Raw genomic sequence first — 15,640 nt, forward strand, 5'->3', positions numbered from 1 at the left:
CGGCGCGTCAGTGTGATCGCGTGCCCTGCCCGCGGGCGGCCCCGGGGGCGGGCGCCCCGGGAGGGGTGCCCTTCGTGACCACGGCGGGCGGAACCAGCACCGCCGGGATCGAAACCGTCGTCCCGTTGGACACGATGGCCGTGCCGTACACGGTCCGGCCGCCCGCGACCGCGACCGCCAGCCTGGCGGCGGCCGACGCCTCGGCCGCGACATCGGTGCGGACCGTGGCGGTCTGCGTGCCGGCCCTGACCCGCCCCAGCGCCGCGGGCCGCCCGCCATGCCCGATCAGCGGCACCCCGGCCATCCCGGCCCTCGCCAACTCGGCCGCGACGGCCTCCGCCACCGCGTCGCTCGCGCAGCACACGCCCCCCACCTTCGTGGCCCCGCCGAGCGCGGCGACGGCCGCCGCCACCTCGCGGGCCGCCTCGTCGGGCCGCGTCAGGTCCCGTTCCCAGCCGATCGTCACGCGGCCGTCGAGCACGGCGTGCAGGCCCCGCTTCACCGTCGCTGCGTACGGATCCGTGGCGGGGCCGTTCAAGAGCAGCACCGGCCCCGCGACCTTCATGGCACCGAGCAGGGCCAGTGCCTGCTCCCGCCCGACGCGCGCCGGGTCCGTCGCCACGTAGGCGTCCACCGGCCCGTTCGCCAGCCGGTCGTACGCGACGACCTTGGCCCCGGACAGTTTGGCCCTGGCCACCCAAGGGGCGGCGGCCCCGGGATCCACCGCACCCAGCACCAGCACCCGCACGCCGTCGGCCAGCATCCGGCCGATCTGCCGCCCCTGCCTGGCCTGATCGCCCGCGGCGTCGGCGTACTGGACGTGGCAGCGCGGGCAGAGGGACGTCAGGGCCCGCGTGAACAGAGGCCGGTCGGGTCCCTCGCCGGGGAGCAGCAGGCCGACGGTGAAGCCCTCCCGCGCGTCGCCGACCGCTCCGAGTTCCGCTCCCGGCTGCCGCCCACCCTGCCCGCAGGATGGAAGGGACATCAGGAGAAGCACGCAGACGCCCGTCAGTCGTCTCCCCACAGGGCACCCCCGATTCGTTGCGTAGCCACGTTTCGCAGAGCCGTCTTGTGGAGCGAGTCTCCTCAACAGTCACATACCCGGACATAAGCCCCACAACTCTTCTCGGGGCAGCCACGCCCCAGTGCGTGACGATCACGACAGGGCGATTGGGCCGGGATTACGCCCAGGGCCGAAGGTCGCCGCTCACCTCCGCGCACAGATCCCCTCGCCCGCTAAGTTGTGAGAGACTCCACCATTGCGGGGCGGTAGCTCAGCCGGTCAGAGCATCGGACTCATAATCCGTGGGTCGTGGGTTCAAGTCCCACCCGCCCTACCACGTTTGATCAGGGAAACCCTGCCTGAGCTGCGGTTCCTCCATGGATCATGATTACCGGGCATGCACCCGCAGGCCACCGAGAGCCGCCGCTTGTCGCCAGTCACGGGATATACGCCGGATGGCGCAGACCACGAACGGGTGTCGTCGGGCAGTTCGATGGTCAGTGTGGTGTCGCTGACGTCCACGGTGACGATCGCGCGGGCGTGGATGCGGCCCAGGGCGACCTTCTGCTTGGCCACCATGATGACGCCGCTGTTGCCGGCTACCCACTGCACGGTGATCGGCTGGACCGACGGGCGGGGTGGCGGCCCGAGGGATCAGGTTCAGCGTGCGGTGACGCGGAAGGACTCCCGCATCTCGGGCGACCACAGGGCCCAGGCGAGGGTCGCGAGAAGGAGGCCGTGAACGACCTGTTCGGCGCGGAACCAGACCGGGATGACACCGGGGAGGGCGACGTTGACCGCGACCAGGGCGCAGGCGACGAGGGAGATGATCCGGAGCCGGTCATAGGTGCCCTTCGACCCCGCGAGGACGCGCTTGGTCAGGATCAGACAGATCACCGACCCCGCGAGGATGCCGCCGGCCTTGGTCCACACGTTGTTCGCCGGTTCCTGACCGAAGGCCGCGACGGCCATCGTGAGCAGGAACATGCCGACGCCGAGGCCCGCGATGGCGTAGGCGAGCCGCTTGATCAATGCGTTCTTTGTCATGGCCATGACACTAGTTTAATTGCATGCGGCATGCAATCACCTTAGAGTGAACTCGTGCACGACCACGAGAAACCCGACGAACAGGACGTTCAACGCATGGTTGACGCCCTCCTCCTGATCAGCGACGGCATCGAACGCACCCGCAGGCGACGACCCAATGCAGGCCTGCTGCGCATGCTGCAACTCATCGCCACCACACAGCCCGTCCGCACCTCCGACCTGGCCAAAGAACTCGGTGTCCACCAGTCATCGGCCACCCGCCAGGTCCAAGCCCTCACCGAAGAGGGCAAGGTTCAGGTCCTCACCGACCCGGACGACCGCCGGGCGAACACCATCACCATCACCGAGAAGGGCCGCGCCGAACTCGCGACCCTGGAACGCATGGGCCTGCAACGCTGGATGCTGTTCACCGATGGCTGGGCCGCCGCCGAAGTCCAGACCCTCGAACGACTCCTCACCAAACTCCGCGCCTCGATCGCGGCCGCGAACCGCAAGACGTAACCGTGACACACGAAGATCGGCCGACAACGGCACCTGTCGAACATGTCCTGGGACTGATGTGTCAAGCACGTCCCGGGACAGGACAACGCTGAATTCGTCCGTCTGCGAAATGGCATGGCAGAAGTGACGGGCGGCGCTCCGCGCCGCCTCGCGGCCCCGCGCCCGCTCGCCGGTCGGCCCGAGCAGCCGACACCAGAAACCGTGGAACCTCATCCATTGCTTCACCCGTCATGATTCGGATCATGACCCGTCCCGAAGCCCGACTCCGACAGCTCCAACCCACCGACGTCGAAGCCGTCCACTCCTGGGCCAGCCTCCCCGAGGTCTGCCGGTACCAGGCATGGGGACCCAACTCCCTCGCGCAAACGCGCGCCTTCGTGGCGGAAGCCGCAGCCGCATGGCATGAAGAACCACAGACACGCTTCCCCTACGCAGCTCTCCTGGACAACGAGGTCATAGGAATGGGCGAGTTCCACATCCGCAGCCTCACGCACGCCCAAGGAGAGATCCAGTACGTCACCCACCCCCGTCTCTGGGGCCAGGGCCTGGGCACCGCCATCGGTCGGCAACTGCTGCACATCGGTTTCCACCAACACGGAATGCACCGCATCTACGCCACCTGCGACCCCCGAAACGCCGCCTCCGCAGCCGTCCTGAACAAACTCGGGATGACGCATGAAGGCCACCTCCGCCACACCATGGAGCTGCGTGACGGCTGGCGAGACTCCGCGATATTCAGCATCCTTGCCACCGAATGGAGGACCAACACAAGCAACTGACACCCAACGCCTCCGGCGTGGGCGCTCCGGCTCCAGGATGATCAGCCGCGCAGGCGTCAGGCCGGGCGCCATAGTTGCAGGCGGTAGAGCTGGACCTGGTAAATGTCGCGCCGGAAGTCCGGCTCCTCGGTGTTGGTCATGACTCTGGTCAGCACGCGAACCGACCAGGAAACGCCAGTCTCCCCAAGGTCGAACGGCTCGAATTCTTCCGGCTCATGCTCGGAGATGTACTACAGGGGGCCTGCCACTCAAGCAGCTTGATCCAGAAGAGATCGCTCCGGGTCACTCTACTGAAGATCGATTGTGCGTCTCACCTCACGGCAAGCGCATACCGCAGTATGATTTCCCTGTGGCCGACACGACGCGCATCACGGTGACACTGCCGACTGATCAGGTCGCCGAACTCAAGAAGCTGACCGACAACGTCTCGGGTTATGTCGCCGAGGCGGTGGCACGCCAGCTGCGGCACCAACTCCTGGCCGCCGACCTGCTGCGGCACCAGGAGGAGCATGGCGAGTTCACCGATGAGGAGCTGGCCGAGGCCCGCGCCAGCATCTTCGGGACGGCGGGTTCCGGCGGCTCGGCGAGTGCGGCGTGATCGAGCATGTCGAAACCGTCGTCCTCGACTCCCAGGGGCTCTCCGCCTGGATCGCGCAGGACCGCAAGATCCTCGCCATGTTCCACGTGTTTCATTCCATGGGTGCCGATTTCGTCATCGGCGCCAACACCATTGTGGAGGTCAGCCACACGCGAGTGGACATGCCACGGCTGCAGTGGGTGCTGTCCCGTGTGAAGGTCGAACCGTTGACCGAGAGCGCAGCGAAGAGGTCCGCTGAACTACTCAAGGCCACAGGCCTGCACGGCCACAAGCACGCGGTCGACGCGACGGTCGCCGAGACGGCGTTGCGCCAACCGGGCCCGGTGGCCATGCTGACCTCCGATGTGGACGACATGATCCGCTTGTGCGGCAACCGCGTCCGGCTCATCGGTATCTGAACGCGTGACAGAGCAACCCGACGTGGAAACCGGCACGCCGACAGGGTCTACGGAGCCTCGTCCTTCTTCCACGGGCTGACGCCGAGTTTCTCGGTGGTGCCGAGATCGAGCTCCGGCGTCACCATCACGGGACGAGCACCGGCCTTGGCGTTCACCCTGACGTACGGCACGTTCACGGAAGCGCCGACGCCGGCAGTGACGGTGTTGCGCCACATCAGGCCGGCGGACGCGGTCTGGCCCGGCTTCAGCGTCACCGGCTGGGGCGGGTCGTCGAAGCCGGTCACGGTGGAGATGTCGCCACCCCCGTGCAGGATCTCGACACCGGTGACGGGCTGTCTGCCCTCGTCGAGGAGCTGGAGTTGCGGGTAGCCGTTGGTGTGGTAGGCGCGGGTTGAGCAGTTCTCCAGATGGAGCCCCACGACGCGGAGCCCCATGGCGGCGTCGCCGTTGCCCAGCGTGACGCGGATGCCGGAAGGCGGGCAGGAGCCCGCCGGGGCGGGCGCCTCGTCCGCCGGGACGCGCCTGACCTTGGCGATTCGCGCACCCACTGTGGGGGGCACCTTCGGGGGAAGCTCGTCCACGGCGACTGTGCGCCTCACCGTCTGACCGGGCTCGACCGCTGGAACCGTCTGTTCCGCACCTGCCAGCACCTGTCCGGAACGGGACACGAACGTGAAGGTGACGGTGTACGTGAAGGGTTCGGTTTCGTGGTTGGTGACCTGAAACTCGGCGGAGAACGGGGAGAGGCCGCAGTTGCGGGCCCGTCCGCCCAGGCCGGTTATCTCCACGCCGTCCTTCTCCAGGCCCCCGGAGCCGCCAGGAAGGACCGAAGTGCCGGAGGTGGGCGGCGTACCGGTGGACGGGGCGCCGCATTCGGGGTCCCCGCGCCGCTCGGCCGAGTCGGGTCCCTGGGTCCGCCGCGATCCGTCGCTCCATGCGGCGATCCCCTCCGATCCACAGGCCGGGAGGAGCAGGACGCCGGCGAGCACGGCGGAAAGGCCGAGCGAAGTGGTACGCATCCGGCCGTGACGCATGAGAAGAACCTTAGGGCAGACAGGCCGCCGAGGCCCCCTCTGGGCGTGACCGTATGAGGCCGGCGGTGCGTGGTCGATGGATCAGCTACAGGCGCCGGTCAGCGACGGGCAGGGTCCGGATCGCGCACCATGAACACGTCCACCTCGTCCTCGGTCTCGACCGTGAACCTGTGCCGCTCGTATAGCCGCCGGGCCGGACTGCCCTGCAGGACGTTCAGCCGGATCAGGGCGCCTTCTCGGTCGCACCGTTCCAGCAGCCTGCCCAGCACGGCGGAGCCCACGCCCCTGCCCTGCAGCTCCGGGGCCAGGTAGAAGTGCTCCAGCCAGTAGGCGCCCTCGGCCGGTCGCAGCGCCACGCAGCCGGCCAAGATACCGCTCACCTCGATCGTCCAGGTGTGCGCCGGCGCGAATCCGTCGCGCAGCCGCTGGCGTACGCGCTGCTCGTCGTACCGGCCGAGCCGCTCGAGATCCGCTCGAAGCACCACGGCCCGCAGCTCGGCCACCGCCTCGACGTCCGCCGTCGAAGCAGGCCGGAGTCTCCAGTCCACCATGATCACGATCGTATCGACCGGGGCTTACGTCACGTTTCCGGCGTGGCCTGTGCGAGCAGCCCGTCGACGAGAGCCCGCAGCCCCTGGGAGTAGGTGTCCTGTGCGGACAGCGTTCGCCACTGATCGCCGACGGCGACCAGGCGTGGCATCCGCGACTCGTCGAGGCCGCTGAAGAGGGGTTCGCGGTCTGCGGGTCGCGCGGCGTCCGCCGGTTGCTGAGCGGAGTGCGCGCGGACGAGGATCTCGCCGACCGTGTAGTACCAGATGTGGCGGAAGACGTGCACGGCCTGTTCGGGTGTGCATCCGTGGTCGATGGCTCCGGCCACGATGGATTCGACCATCCACACCGATTCGCCGAGCCGGCCGACGAACCCGTCGGCCGTGAGGACCTCCGCGGCCCACGGCCAGGCCGCGAGGGCGTCGTGGATCAGGGTGGCGGTCGCGATGATGCGCTCTCGCGGCTCGCCGGGCAGGTCGGGTCGCGGGATCTGGTCCGCGTATTCGGTGATCAGCAGAAGCTGCAAGTCCTCTTTGTCGCGCACATGGTGATACAGGGTCATCGTCCCGATACCGAGCTCCGCGGCCAGCCGACGAATGCTCAGCTTGTCCCAGCCGTCCCGGCCGATGAGCCGACGAGCCGCATCCAGGATCTGCGCCCGGGAGGTCACCGGTGGACGGCCGGTGCGGCCGGGCGCAGCATCGCGTGGAGACACCGTCCCATCATTCCGCCCGGCCACTCCCTTCCGCCAACCGGGGCTTCGGCTGTCGACACCCGGCCGCTACCGCTGTACTTTCAGTACGCGTACGAGAAATGTCCCCCGAGGACCGGCCAGAGGATGGAGGAACGGTGACAGACGCGAGATCAGCAAGCGGACACCCGGTCGCTCACATGGCCGCCCGGCCAGCGCTCACCCTTGCCGCGGTGGCTGTCGTGCAGTTCATGGTGTCGGTGGACCTGTCGGTCGTGAACCTCGGACTCCCGCGGATCGCCGCCGGCCTCGGCTTCAGCGCAGTGGGCCTGACCTGGGTGATCCACGCCTACGCCCTCACCTTCGGCGGGCTGCTCCTGCTGGGCGGCAAGGTCGCCGACCGCTACGGTCACAAACGGGTCCTGCTGCTCGGGCTCGCCGTCTTCGGCCTCGCCTCGCTCGCCGGCGGCTTCGCGCAGGAGCCCGGCCATCTCGTGGCCGGCCGCGCCCTGCAGGGCATCGGGGCCGCCGCGCTGTCTCCGGCCGCGCTGGCGCTGCTGGCCGTCACCTTCCCCTCCGGCAAGGCCCGGGTCCGGGCCTACGGCATATGGAGCGCGGTGAACGCCGCCGGCGGCGCCCTCGGCGTCCTGATCGGGGGTGTGCTCACCCAGTACGCGGGCTGGCGCTGGGTGATGTTCGTCAGTGTCCCGATGGCCGCCATCGCGCTGGTCCTGGCCTGGCGGGGCGTCGCCGCCGCTCCGACCACGGCTTCCGGTGGCCGCCCGGACATGCTGGGCGCCGTCCTGGCCACGGCGGGGATGTCCCTGCTCGTGTTCGGCGTCGTCCGCACCGACCAGTACGCGTGGACCTCGCCGGTCACCCTGGCGACCCTGGCTATCGCCGTCGCGTTGCTGACCGCGTTCGTCTACGTCGAGCGGACCACCACCTGCGATCCGCTGATCCGGCTCGGCCTGCTGACGAACCGCTCGGTCGCCGGCGCCAACTCCTACAACCTCCTCCTCGGCGCCGCCATGGCGTCATCCTTCTACTTCGCCTCCCTCTACCTCCAGCAAGTGCTCGACGCCAGTCCGACCATGGCCGGGATCCAGCTGCTGCCCTTCGCGTTCGGTGTGATCGCCGGCGCCGCGGTCGCCATCAAACTCGGCTACCGTCTCCCGCTCCGCACCATGCTGATCATCGGCGGATCGGTGACCGCGGCCGGGTTCGCCTGGTTAGGCCTGATCAGTGCCGACGGCTCTTTCCTCACCGACGTCCTGGGCCCGTCGCTCGTCGCCAGCGTCGGATTCGGGCTCTGCCTCGGACCGGTCGTCTCGGCCGCCACCGCGGGCGTCGCGCCGGGCGAGACCGGCGCCGCCTCCGGCCTGCTCTCCAGCTCACGCCAGATCGGCGCATCGCTCGGACTGGCCGCTCTCGGCACCGCCGCCCACGCGCGCACCGGCCGGAGCACCACGATCGAGGGCCTCACCGAGGGCTACGCGTTCGGCATGACGCTCGGCGCGGCGCTCCTGATCGGTGCCGTCCTCATCGCCTTCGCCGTCCTTCCGCGTACGAGCGCAGCGACGCCGGCGGAGCACGGCAGCCCCGAATTGGTCCCCGAACCGGAGTAGCCGGCCGTGCCGCGCCATCTCGCGGCTGCCGCACCACGGCCCAGACATGGTTCTGGTCGACCAGACGGGCGGCAGCAGTGTGCGCCCCACTTCGGCCATCGGCGGCAGCGGTGTCAGAGGCGTGAGAGGCAAGGGAGCGCCCATGACCGCAGGATCATGACGGCTGCGAGCCGGTGCGCGGCAACGGAGCGCGCGCCGGTCCCGGCTTCCTCGACGGCGGTCACGGCAACCTCCAGAGCCCGCGCGGTTTCGGTCAGCGGCTCACCGTAATAACTCGGAAGGGGCCGGAGACGGGAATCCGGCCGAGTACGTGCGATCACAACCAATGCGCCTCAAGGATACGGAAGGAATCCAGCCGCCCGCGCAAAGGAATTGTCGGCACAGAGAAACGGACCGACAGCATCTTCGATTGCATTTGTTTTCTGTTGCGAAAAGCGGTTGTTTGCGCATTGCTGGGTGACGGGGCCTTTCGTTACCTCTAGCGTGAGAATCAGGGTCTGGATCCACGGTTCGATGGATCGATTTGCGCTTCGTGTGTCCGGGTGTTCCCGGCGACAGTCACGGAGCCGACGGAGTGATACTCATGCTCAAAGAAGCACTGGCTGCTGGCGCGATCACGGCGTCGGCCCTCATCGTCCCGATGACGATGCAGACGCAACCGGTCAATGCGGCCGGCACCACCGCACAGGTCATGCAGAACCCGACACAGCCCTGCCCCGGAGGCAGATGCCGTGGCCGTGAGCGCCAGCGGCCGTACGGCCAATACGGTCGCGAACGCGGCCGTGAGCGGGGCCGATTCGAGGAGCGCGGACGCGAGCGCGGACGGTTCGAGGAACGCGGCCGTGAGCGCGGGCGCATGGAAGATCGCGGACGGTTCGAGGAACGCGGCCGTGAGCGCGGGCGCATGGAAGATCGCGGGCGCTTCGAGGAACGCGGACGCGAGCGCGGGCGCATGGAAGATCGCGGACGGTTCGAGGAGCGCGGACGCGAGCGCGGGCGCATGGAAGATCGCGGGCGCTTCGAAGAGCGCGGACGCGACCGGAGCCGGTTCGAGGAACGCGGACCGCGGTAGCGGCATCAGCAGCAGGGAGAGCGAGGCAGCTGCAAGGACGGGATAACCGCACATCGAACCTGCTGGACCCTCCTGCCCCGCGAGGCGGCCGCCTCGTGGGGCTCTCCCTTTGCAGCAGACGGCGGCACGGCCCGCTCCCCCGCATTTCAAGCCCGTCGCCGCGAAAACGAATTGTCACGCCCCGCGATTAGCGCGATTCAGGCCGGCGAGAGCGTCGGCCTTATTACGACGTGGTTCGGCCGGACGGGATGCGGTAAACAGACACGTGCGAACGCGACTCGGCGGTGAACTCGGTTCCGATCCAGTCCGCATGCCTGGCCTCCAGTTCGAACCCGGACATTTGAGCCATGAGATCGAGCTCGGCCGGCCAGATGTATCGGTGGGGGCTGCGGAACAGCTCGGCCTGTCCGCTCTCGTTGAACCTGAAATGGTGCGACACGAGGTGTTGCCGCAGGAAATCGTAGGTGTCCAGGCCGATGTGGCCGGGCTCGCAATGCCACACCACCGCCTCCTGGCCCGGTGGGAGCTTGCGGAGCTCGGGCACCCAGAGCTCGATCACGAAGCGGCCGCCGGGCGTCAGGTGCCGCGCCGCGTTGCGGAAGCACGCGACCTGCTCGGCCTGGGTGAGCAGATTGGAGATCGTGTTGTAGACGAGGTAGACGAGTGAATACTCCCCCGGAGCCACGGCGGTCGCCATGTCGCCGACGACGACCGGGATCTTCGTTTCGTCCATCTTCGTGCGTAGCTGGTCGATCATCGGACGCGACAGCTCGATGCCGGTGACGGGCACGCCACGCTCGGCGAGCGGAACGGCCACACGGCCGGTTCCGATGGCGAACTCGAGCGCCCGCCCGTCGCCCGCGAGATCGGCGAGGCGATCGACGGCCGGGCCGAGGACCTCGGGCGCGAACATCCCGGCGCCCGGTGTGTCGTAGTGCCGGGCGACGTCGGTGTTCCAGATCTCCTCCTGCCGCATGTTCCCCACGATCACCATCGACGTACGGCACTGTCCAGCGATTTTCCCCCCGGAAAGTTCAAGGAGATCAAATCTGCCGGTCGCGGCCCGCGAGGTATCCGGCGGCGATCTGCGGCACCATGAGGCACACCGCGAAGGCCAGCGGCCCCCGCCAGCCGCCGGTGTGCTGGTAGAGCGCCCCGACCAGGATGGGACCGGGGACCGACAGCACGTAGCCGACGCTCTGCGCGAAGGCGGACAGCCGGATCACCGTCGCGCCGTCCCGGCCGCGCATGGCGATCATCGTGAGCGCCAGCGGGAAGGAGCAGTTGGCCACGCCGAGGAGCACCGCCCACAGCCAGGGAGCGGCGGCGGGAGCCGCCCACAGCCCTGCGTACCCGGCGAGCCCGAACGCTCCGAGCAGGGCCGCGATGCCGCTCTGGCTCCGCAGCCGTCCGGCGACGGCGGCCAGCACGAAGGACAGTGGCACTCCGAGCACCGAGGTGACGGCGAACAGCAGGCCGGCGGTCTCGGCGGACAACCCGGCGTCCCGGAAGACCTGGGGCAGCCAACCCATGATGACGTACGCGGAGCTGGACTGCAGGCCGAAGAAGACCGCGAGCGCCCAGGCCATGGGACTGCGGGCGACCCGCACGTGCGCTCCGGCCCCCGCGGCGGCGTCCCCGCCCGCCGCCCGCCCGGCCTGATGCCCGGCCTGCTGCTCGGCCTGCTGCTCGGTCAGCCCCTCGGTCAGCCGCCGGCCGTCGCGGGCGAGGGCGACCCAGGGCGGCACCGCGACGGCGGCGAGGACGGCCCAGGCGCCGAGACCGGCACGCCAGTCACCGCCGAACGCGCCCGCGAGCGGGACGGTGACGGCGGCGGCGGCCGAGGCGCCGAGGTTGAGAGCCATGGAGTAGAGGCCGGTCATCATGCCGACCCTGTCCGGGAAGCGTTGCTTGACCACGACCGGCAACAGCACGTTGGCGACCGCGATCCCGGCCAGTGCGAGGCCGCTCAGCGTGAGGAAGACCGGGGTGCCGCCGGCGAGCGGACGCAGCGCGAGCCCCAGCGCGACCGCCGCCATCCCGGCGAGGACGACGCCCTCCGGTCCGTGACGGCGGGCCAGCCGGGGTGCGGTCGAGCCGACCAGCGCGAAGCACACCGCCGGTACGGACGCGAGCAGCCCGGCGACGGCGGCGCTCATCCCGAGGGCGGCGCGGGCCTCTTCGAGCACGGGTCCGATACTGGTGACGAGGGGCCTGAGGTTGAGCGCGGCCAGCACCAGTGCGGCGACCGCCAGGCGGCGCGTCCACGTGGCGGACCGGGCGCGGCCCTGCCGCTGACTCACCGGGCTCCGCCGCGCTACCTCGGCCTTCGGCGCGGCCTCGTACTGAACCGCCACCTCGTGCTGGGCCGCCGCTCTGTCCAGACCCTCTTTGGCCAGACCCTCTTTGGCCTGAACCGCCTCGTCCTGAACCTCTTTGTCCCGAAGCGCCTCGTCCCGAACCGCCACCTCGTCCCGAACCACCGGCTCATGCCGAACCACCCCGTCATGCGGAACCAGAGGGTTACCAACCGCCCGGTCATTCACGCGTTGCCATCCCGGAACCCACCTCGTCGGCCTTAAACGGTCGGTTCATCCTAAAATCAGGCGCTTATTCCGAAATCCACCGGGTCACCCAGAGCGGCAACCCTGCCGGCTCGCGATCCCGTCCGTCACATTGTTCCGGTTGGGGGCTTGACACCCCTTTTGTGACGGAAAAAACTCGGAACGCTCCCGCTCCACAGCACTCCCCCAACAGCGGCCGGTGAGCGCTCGGCCGCGAAGGAGACAGGCATGAGGCGATTGTTCGCCGTTTTCGCGCTGGTCGCAGGCTTTCTGCTGGCGCCCGCGCGGGCTGACGCCGCCGTGGCGGACGTGGCCCCGTCCGCCACCGCCTCCGCCTCCTACACCTCTCCCTGGGAGAGCGTGGCCGCGGTCAACGACGGCGTCGAACCGACTCGGTCCGATGAAACGCGGAACCGCCGATGGGGCACCTGGCCCGAAGCCGGCGAACAGTGGGCCCAGCTGACCTGGCCGTCCGCCCAGACGATCTCCTCGGTGCAGGTCTACTTCTTCGACGACGGAGGCGGCGTCCGGCTGCCGGCCTCGTGGAAGCTCCAGAGCTGGGACGGCGACGCGTACGCGGACATCGCCGCCTCCTACCCCACCGCGGCCGACACCTACAACACCGTCACGTTCCCCGCCGTCACCACCACCCGGCTGCGCGTCGTCCTGCAAAGCGGCCAGGCGTCGGTCGGGCTGCTGGAGATCAGGGCGCTCGCCGACGCCGCGGGCCGGCCGAGCGGCTGGACCCCGCCCGCCGACCTGGTCGCGCCGCTCGACGAGGTCTGGCGACACGTCGAGTCCACGAACCCCGACCTGTACGGCTATCGCAACTACGGCTGGGACCAGATCATGGCCAACGGCGGCAGCGTCAACTACTGCGTCCGCTGGGACTCCAGCGCCCCGGTCTCCGCGGAGCTGCGCGACAAGATCCAGGCCGCGCTGGCCAGGTCGTTCAAGAAGTGGATGGACGTGATGGCGGGCCACAACGGCTGGCCGTACGCGGACGTGCCGGTGAAGGTGGTCGGCTGGGCCGTACGCGACCGCGCCACGCTGCAGTGGAACGACGACTCGGTGGACGTCTACGTCGGTGACATGCGCGAGAACGCGCCGCAGTGCGCCGAGCCGTGCGGGCGCCTGTTCGACCAGTCGGGCGCCTACTCGGGCTGCCCGGGCGGCGCCGCCCACCACTACGACATGTCACTGTGGCTCACCGAGGGCATGGTCGGCGGCATGGGAGGCGCCTGGGGGCAGCGCGTCGGCAGCGAGTATCTGGTGGACAACCTCGGCAGCGACGACATCCACATCCTCCTCCACGAGATCGGGCACGGTTTCGGCCTGGTCGACTTCTACGACTGGACCCCGGCCGGGCAGTGCTGCTTCCTCATGAAGGCGGGCTCCGCCACGTCGATCACGGAGTTCGACGCATGGATGTTGCGCGACGTCTGGAGGCACCTGAAGAGCCGCTACGGCTACTGACGCCCTTCCGGGGCGCGTGCCGGCACAACGCGCGGGCAACCGGCAGCCAGGTGGCGGCGGACGGGGCGGACGGCGGTAGCCGCCGCCGGGCGTGCGCGTCGCATTGCGACAGATTTCTACATTTGTCGAAAAACGCCGCGATCAAGACAGAACGGTCGTACGAAGACATTCGGCACGTGCGTCCCTAGCATCGCCCCTGGGCCGAATCCTCCGGCCCGCATCCCTCCGATGTCCCCCCCATGTCCCCCCATGCCCCCCGATCGTTCTTGGAAGGTTTGCCGATGTCCTCATCGCGCCGGGTGACGCCTGGTCCCGTCCCGTCAGCCGCGTCACGCCGTACGGGAGCCGCACGACGGGGCGCGGCGGCGCTGGGTCTCGCCGTCGCCACGACCGTCACGGGTCTCACCGTGAACTCGGCCCCCGCGGGCGCCGCCGTACCCGTCGGGCCGGTGATCCAGGACGGCATGGCCCAGCCGGTGTTCTCGTCCAACAGGAACGACTGGATCCGCGAGGAGGTGTGGGTCGAGACCCCGGTCGACAGCGACGGCGACGGACGGAACGACCGGGTGCACGCCGAGGTCACCCGCCTGCGGGAGACCGAGACGGACGGCCTCAAGTCGCCCGTCGTGTACGAGGTCAGCCCCTACTACGCCGGCGGCAACGACGTCGCCAACCACGATGTGGACCACGAGCTCAACCAGGCGGTCCGCCCGGGCAAGGGCTGGCTGAACCGCGGCGGCAAGCTGCTCGACCCCGCCGCCGACGAGCGCCTGTCCGCGGCGGCGGCGGACGGCTCCGGGGCCGGCGGCGCCGACGCTTCCCTCGCGGCGAGCGGCCCGCAGCCGGTCATCAGCACCAGCCAGGAGTCCAACTGGCTGCCCCGCGGTTTCGCGGTGGTCCACGCCGAGTCGCTGGGCAGCGGCCAGTCCGACGGCTGCCCGACCACCGGCGGGCGCAACGAGACCATCGGCGCCAAGTCCGTCGTCGACTGGCTGAACGGCCGCGCGAAGGCGTACGACGCCTCCGGGCGGGAGGTCGGTGCGACGTGGTCGACCGGCAAGGTCGGCATGATCGGCACCTCCTACAACGGCACCCTGCCCAACGCGGTCGCGAGCACCGGCGTCGAAGGGCTGGAGGCCATCGTGCCGATCTCGGCGATCTCCAGCTGGTATGACTACTACCGCGCGAACGGCGCCGTCGTGGCCGCCGGCGGCTACCAGGGCGAGGACACCGACGTGCTCGCGGAGTACGTCTACACGCGCGCGGACAGGCAAATCTGCCGGAGCGTCATCGAGGAGCTCGCGAAGGCGCAGGACCGCGTCACCGGCGACTACAACGCCTTCTGGGACGAGCGCAACTACATGAACGACGTGGGCAAGGTCCACGCCGCGGTGCTGGTCGCGCACGGCCTCAACGACTGGAACGTCAAGACCAAGCAGGCCGCGCAGTGGTACGAGGCGCTCAAGGCGCGCGGGGTGCCGCACAAGATCTACCTGCACCAGGGCGGCCACGGCGGCTCCCCCAGCGTCGACGTCCTCAACCGCTGGTTCACCCGCTATCTGTGGGATTACCAGAACGGCGTGGAGAACGACCCCCGCGCCCTGGTGCAGCGTGAGGACAAGACGCTGGTGCAGTACGCCGAGTGGCCCGACCCGGCCGCCGCGAACACCGAGCTCAACCTGGCCCCCGGCGCCGGCGGCGCGGCCGGCGTCCTCACTCCCGACCGGACCCGGAAGGGCAAGCCGGTGACCGAGACGATCGTCGACGACGCCACCCAGCGGGCGCAGACCCTCGCCGACGCCGCCACCTCGCCCAACCGCCTGGCGTACAAGTCGGAGGCGCTGACCGCGGCGGCCAGGCTCAGCGGCACCCCGCGGGTGTCGCTGCGGATGTCCTTCGACCAGCCTGCGGCGAACGTCACGGCGCTGCTCGTCGACTACGACCAGAGCGGCAAGGCGAAGATCATTACCCGGGGCTGGACGGACCCGCAGAACCGCAAGTCGATCTCCCAGACCGAGCCGGTCAAGCCGGGCACGCCCTACCGCCTCGACTTCGACCTTCAGCCGCACGACTACATCTTCCCGGCGGGGCACCGGATCGGGGTCGTGCTGCTGTCGAGCGACTACGAGTACACCATCCGGCCCGCCCCCGGCGCGCGGCTGCACCTCGACACGACGAAGAGCACGGTGACGCTGCCGATCGTGGGCGGCGCCGGCGCGCTCACCCCGGAGAGCTGACCGTCGTTCCTCGCCGCACCCCGTCCCCGTCGGCCTGATCGGCCGGCGGGGACGGCGCGTCTG

15 protein-coding genes and 1 tRNA gene are annotated in these 15,640 nt (G+C 69.5%); 8 read left to right on the forward strand and 8 right to left on the reverse strand.

All coding sequences use genetic code 11. The features are described 5' to 3' along the window. Nucleotides 1-7 precede the first annotated feature (7 nt). Nucleotides 8-985: a substrate-binding domain-containing protein gene (locus ACGFIB_RS03035; protein WP_393368077.1), complete on the reverse strand. Its 978-nt coding sequence runs from the start codon at nucleotides 983-985 to the stop codon at nucleotides 8-10. Nucleotides 986-1,263: 278 nt separating this feature from the next. Here ACGFIB_RS03035 and ACGFIB_RS03040 point away from each other — a divergent pair. Then, nucleotides 1,264-1,340 (forward strand) — tRNA-Ile (locus ACGFIB_RS03040). Nucleotides 1,341-1,663: 323 nt separating this feature from the next. Here the strand turns inward: ACGFIB_RS03040 and ACGFIB_RS03045 are convergent. Then, nucleotides 1,664-2,050 carry a hypothetical protein gene (locus ACGFIB_RS03045; protein WP_357246788.1) on the reverse strand — a complete coding sequence of 129 codons (387 nt, stop codon included), beginning with the start codon at nucleotides 2,048-2,050 and terminating at the stop codon, nucleotides 1,664-1,666. A 54-nt stretch (nucleotides 2,051-2,104) separates the two neighbouring features. Between ACGFIB_RS03045 and ACGFIB_RS03050 the strand changes: the two genes are divergently transcribed. The 4 genes from ACGFIB_RS03050 (at nucleotide 2,105) to ACGFIB_RS03065 (ending at nucleotide 4,326) form a co-directional block, all read left to right on the forward strand. Continuing rightward, the gene (locus ACGFIB_RS03050; RefSeq protein WP_357246785.1) at nucleotides 2,105-2,551 is read left to right on the forward strand and encodes a MarR family winged helix-turn-helix transcriptional regulator; all 447 of its coding nucleotides are present in this window, start codon (nucleotides 2,105-2,107) and stop codon (nucleotides 2,549-2,551) included. A gap of 242 nt (nucleotides 2,552-2,793) precedes the next feature. Then, nucleotides 2,794-3,330 carry a GNAT family N-acetyltransferase gene (locus ACGFIB_RS03055; RefSeq protein WP_357246782.1) on the forward strand — a complete coding sequence of 179 codons (537 nt, stop codon included), beginning with the start codon at nucleotides 2,794-2,796 and terminating at the stop codon, nucleotides 3,328-3,330. Between the two features lie 349 nt (nucleotides 3,331-3,679). Continuing rightward, on the forward strand, nucleotides 3,680-3,928 hold the full coding sequence (locus ACGFIB_RS03060; RefSeq protein WP_357019096.1) for a type II toxin-antitoxin system CcdA family antitoxin: 249 nt from the start codon (nucleotides 3,680-3,682) through the stop codon (nucleotides 3,926-3,928). After that, the gene (locus tag ACGFIB_RS03065) at nucleotides 3,925-4,326 is read left to right on the forward strand and encodes a DNA-binding protein (RefSeq protein ID WP_357246776.1); all 402 of its coding nucleotides are present in this window, start codon (nucleotides 3,925-3,927) and stop codon (nucleotides 4,324-4,326) included. Before ACGFIB_RS03060 ends, ACGFIB_RS03065 begins: the two co-directional genes overlap by 4 nt. Before the next feature lie 47 nt (nucleotides 4,327-4,373). Here the strand turns inward: ACGFIB_RS03065 and ACGFIB_RS03070 are convergent, their stop codons facing one another. The 3 genes from ACGFIB_RS03070 to ACGFIB_RS03080 form a co-directional block, all read right to left on the reverse strand. Continuing rightward, nucleotides 4,374-5,360, reverse strand: a complete 987-nt coding sequence (locus ACGFIB_RS03070) for a DUF4232 domain-containing protein (protein ID WP_393368080.1) — start codon at nucleotides 5,358-5,360, stop codon at nucleotides 4,374-4,376. A gap of 98 nt (nucleotides 5,361-5,458) precedes the next feature. Further along, entirely contained in the window at nucleotides 5,459-5,911 is a 453-nt protein-coding gene (locus ACGFIB_RS03075) for a GNAT family N-acetyltransferase (RefSeq protein WP_393368084.1), read from the reverse strand. A gap of 29 nt (nucleotides 5,912-5,940) precedes the next feature. Then, nucleotides 5,941-6,624 (reverse strand): TetR/AcrR family transcriptional regulator, encoded by a 684-nt coding sequence (locus ACGFIB_RS03080; RefSeq protein ID WP_357246768.1) that lies wholly within the window; start codon nucleotides 6,622-6,624, stop codon nucleotides 5,941-5,943. A gap of 209 nt (nucleotides 6,625-6,833) precedes the next feature. Here ACGFIB_RS03080 and ACGFIB_RS03085 point away from each other — a divergent pair, with 209 nt between their 5' ends. After that, nucleotides 6,834-8,228, forward strand: a complete 1,395-nt coding sequence (locus tag ACGFIB_RS03085; protein WP_393368087.1) for an MFS transporter — start codon at nucleotides 6,834-6,836, stop codon at nucleotides 8,226-8,228. Between the two features lie 490 nt (nucleotides 8,229-8,718). Here the strand turns inward: ACGFIB_RS03085 and ACGFIB_RS03090 are convergent, their stop codons facing one another. From ACGFIB_RS03090 to ACGFIB_RS03100, 3 genes are all read right to left on the reverse strand, one after another. Next, nucleotides 8,719-9,354, reverse strand: coding sequence for a hypothetical protein (locus tag ACGFIB_RS03090; protein WP_393368089.1), 636 nt, complete (start codon nucleotides 9,352-9,354; stop codon nucleotides 8,719-8,721). A gap of 169 nt (nucleotides 9,355-9,523) precedes the next feature. Further along, a complete protein-coding gene (locus tag ACGFIB_RS03095; protein ID WP_393368091.1) occupies nucleotides 9,524-10,294 on the reverse strand; it encodes a class I SAM-dependent methyltransferase in 771 nt (256 codons plus the stop codon). A gap of 49 nt (nucleotides 10,295-10,343) precedes the next feature. After that, entirely contained in the window at nucleotides 10,344-11,783 is a 1,440-nt protein-coding gene (locus ACGFIB_RS03100) for a CynX/NimT family MFS transporter (RefSeq protein ID WP_393368093.1), read from the reverse strand. Between the two features lie 309 nt (nucleotides 11,784-12,092). On the opposite strand from ACGFIB_RS03100, the gene ACGFIB_RS03105 reads away from it, so the two are divergent. Together ACGFIB_RS03105 and ACGFIB_RS03110 are read left to right on the forward strand one after the other, a co-directional pair. Further along, on the forward strand, nucleotides 12,093-13,340 hold the full coding sequence (locus ACGFIB_RS03105; RefSeq protein ID WP_357246750.1) for a discoidin domain-containing protein: 1,248 nt from the start codon (nucleotides 12,093-12,095) through the stop codon (nucleotides 13,338-13,340). 281 nt (nucleotides 13,341-13,621) lie between these two features. Further along, complete coding sequence (locus ACGFIB_RS03110; protein ID WP_393368095.1) at nucleotides 13,622-15,577, forward strand: Xaa-Pro dipeptidyl-peptidase; 1,956 nt, start codon at nucleotides 13,622-13,624, stop codon at nucleotides 15,575-15,577. Nucleotides 15,578-15,640: the final 63 nt, after the last annotated feature.

The organism is Microbispora bryophytorum, from assembly GCF_043197435.1.
Taxonomy (GTDB): Bacteria; Actinomycetota; Actinomycetes; order Streptosporangiales; family Streptosporangiaceae; genus Microbispora; species Microbispora bryophytorum.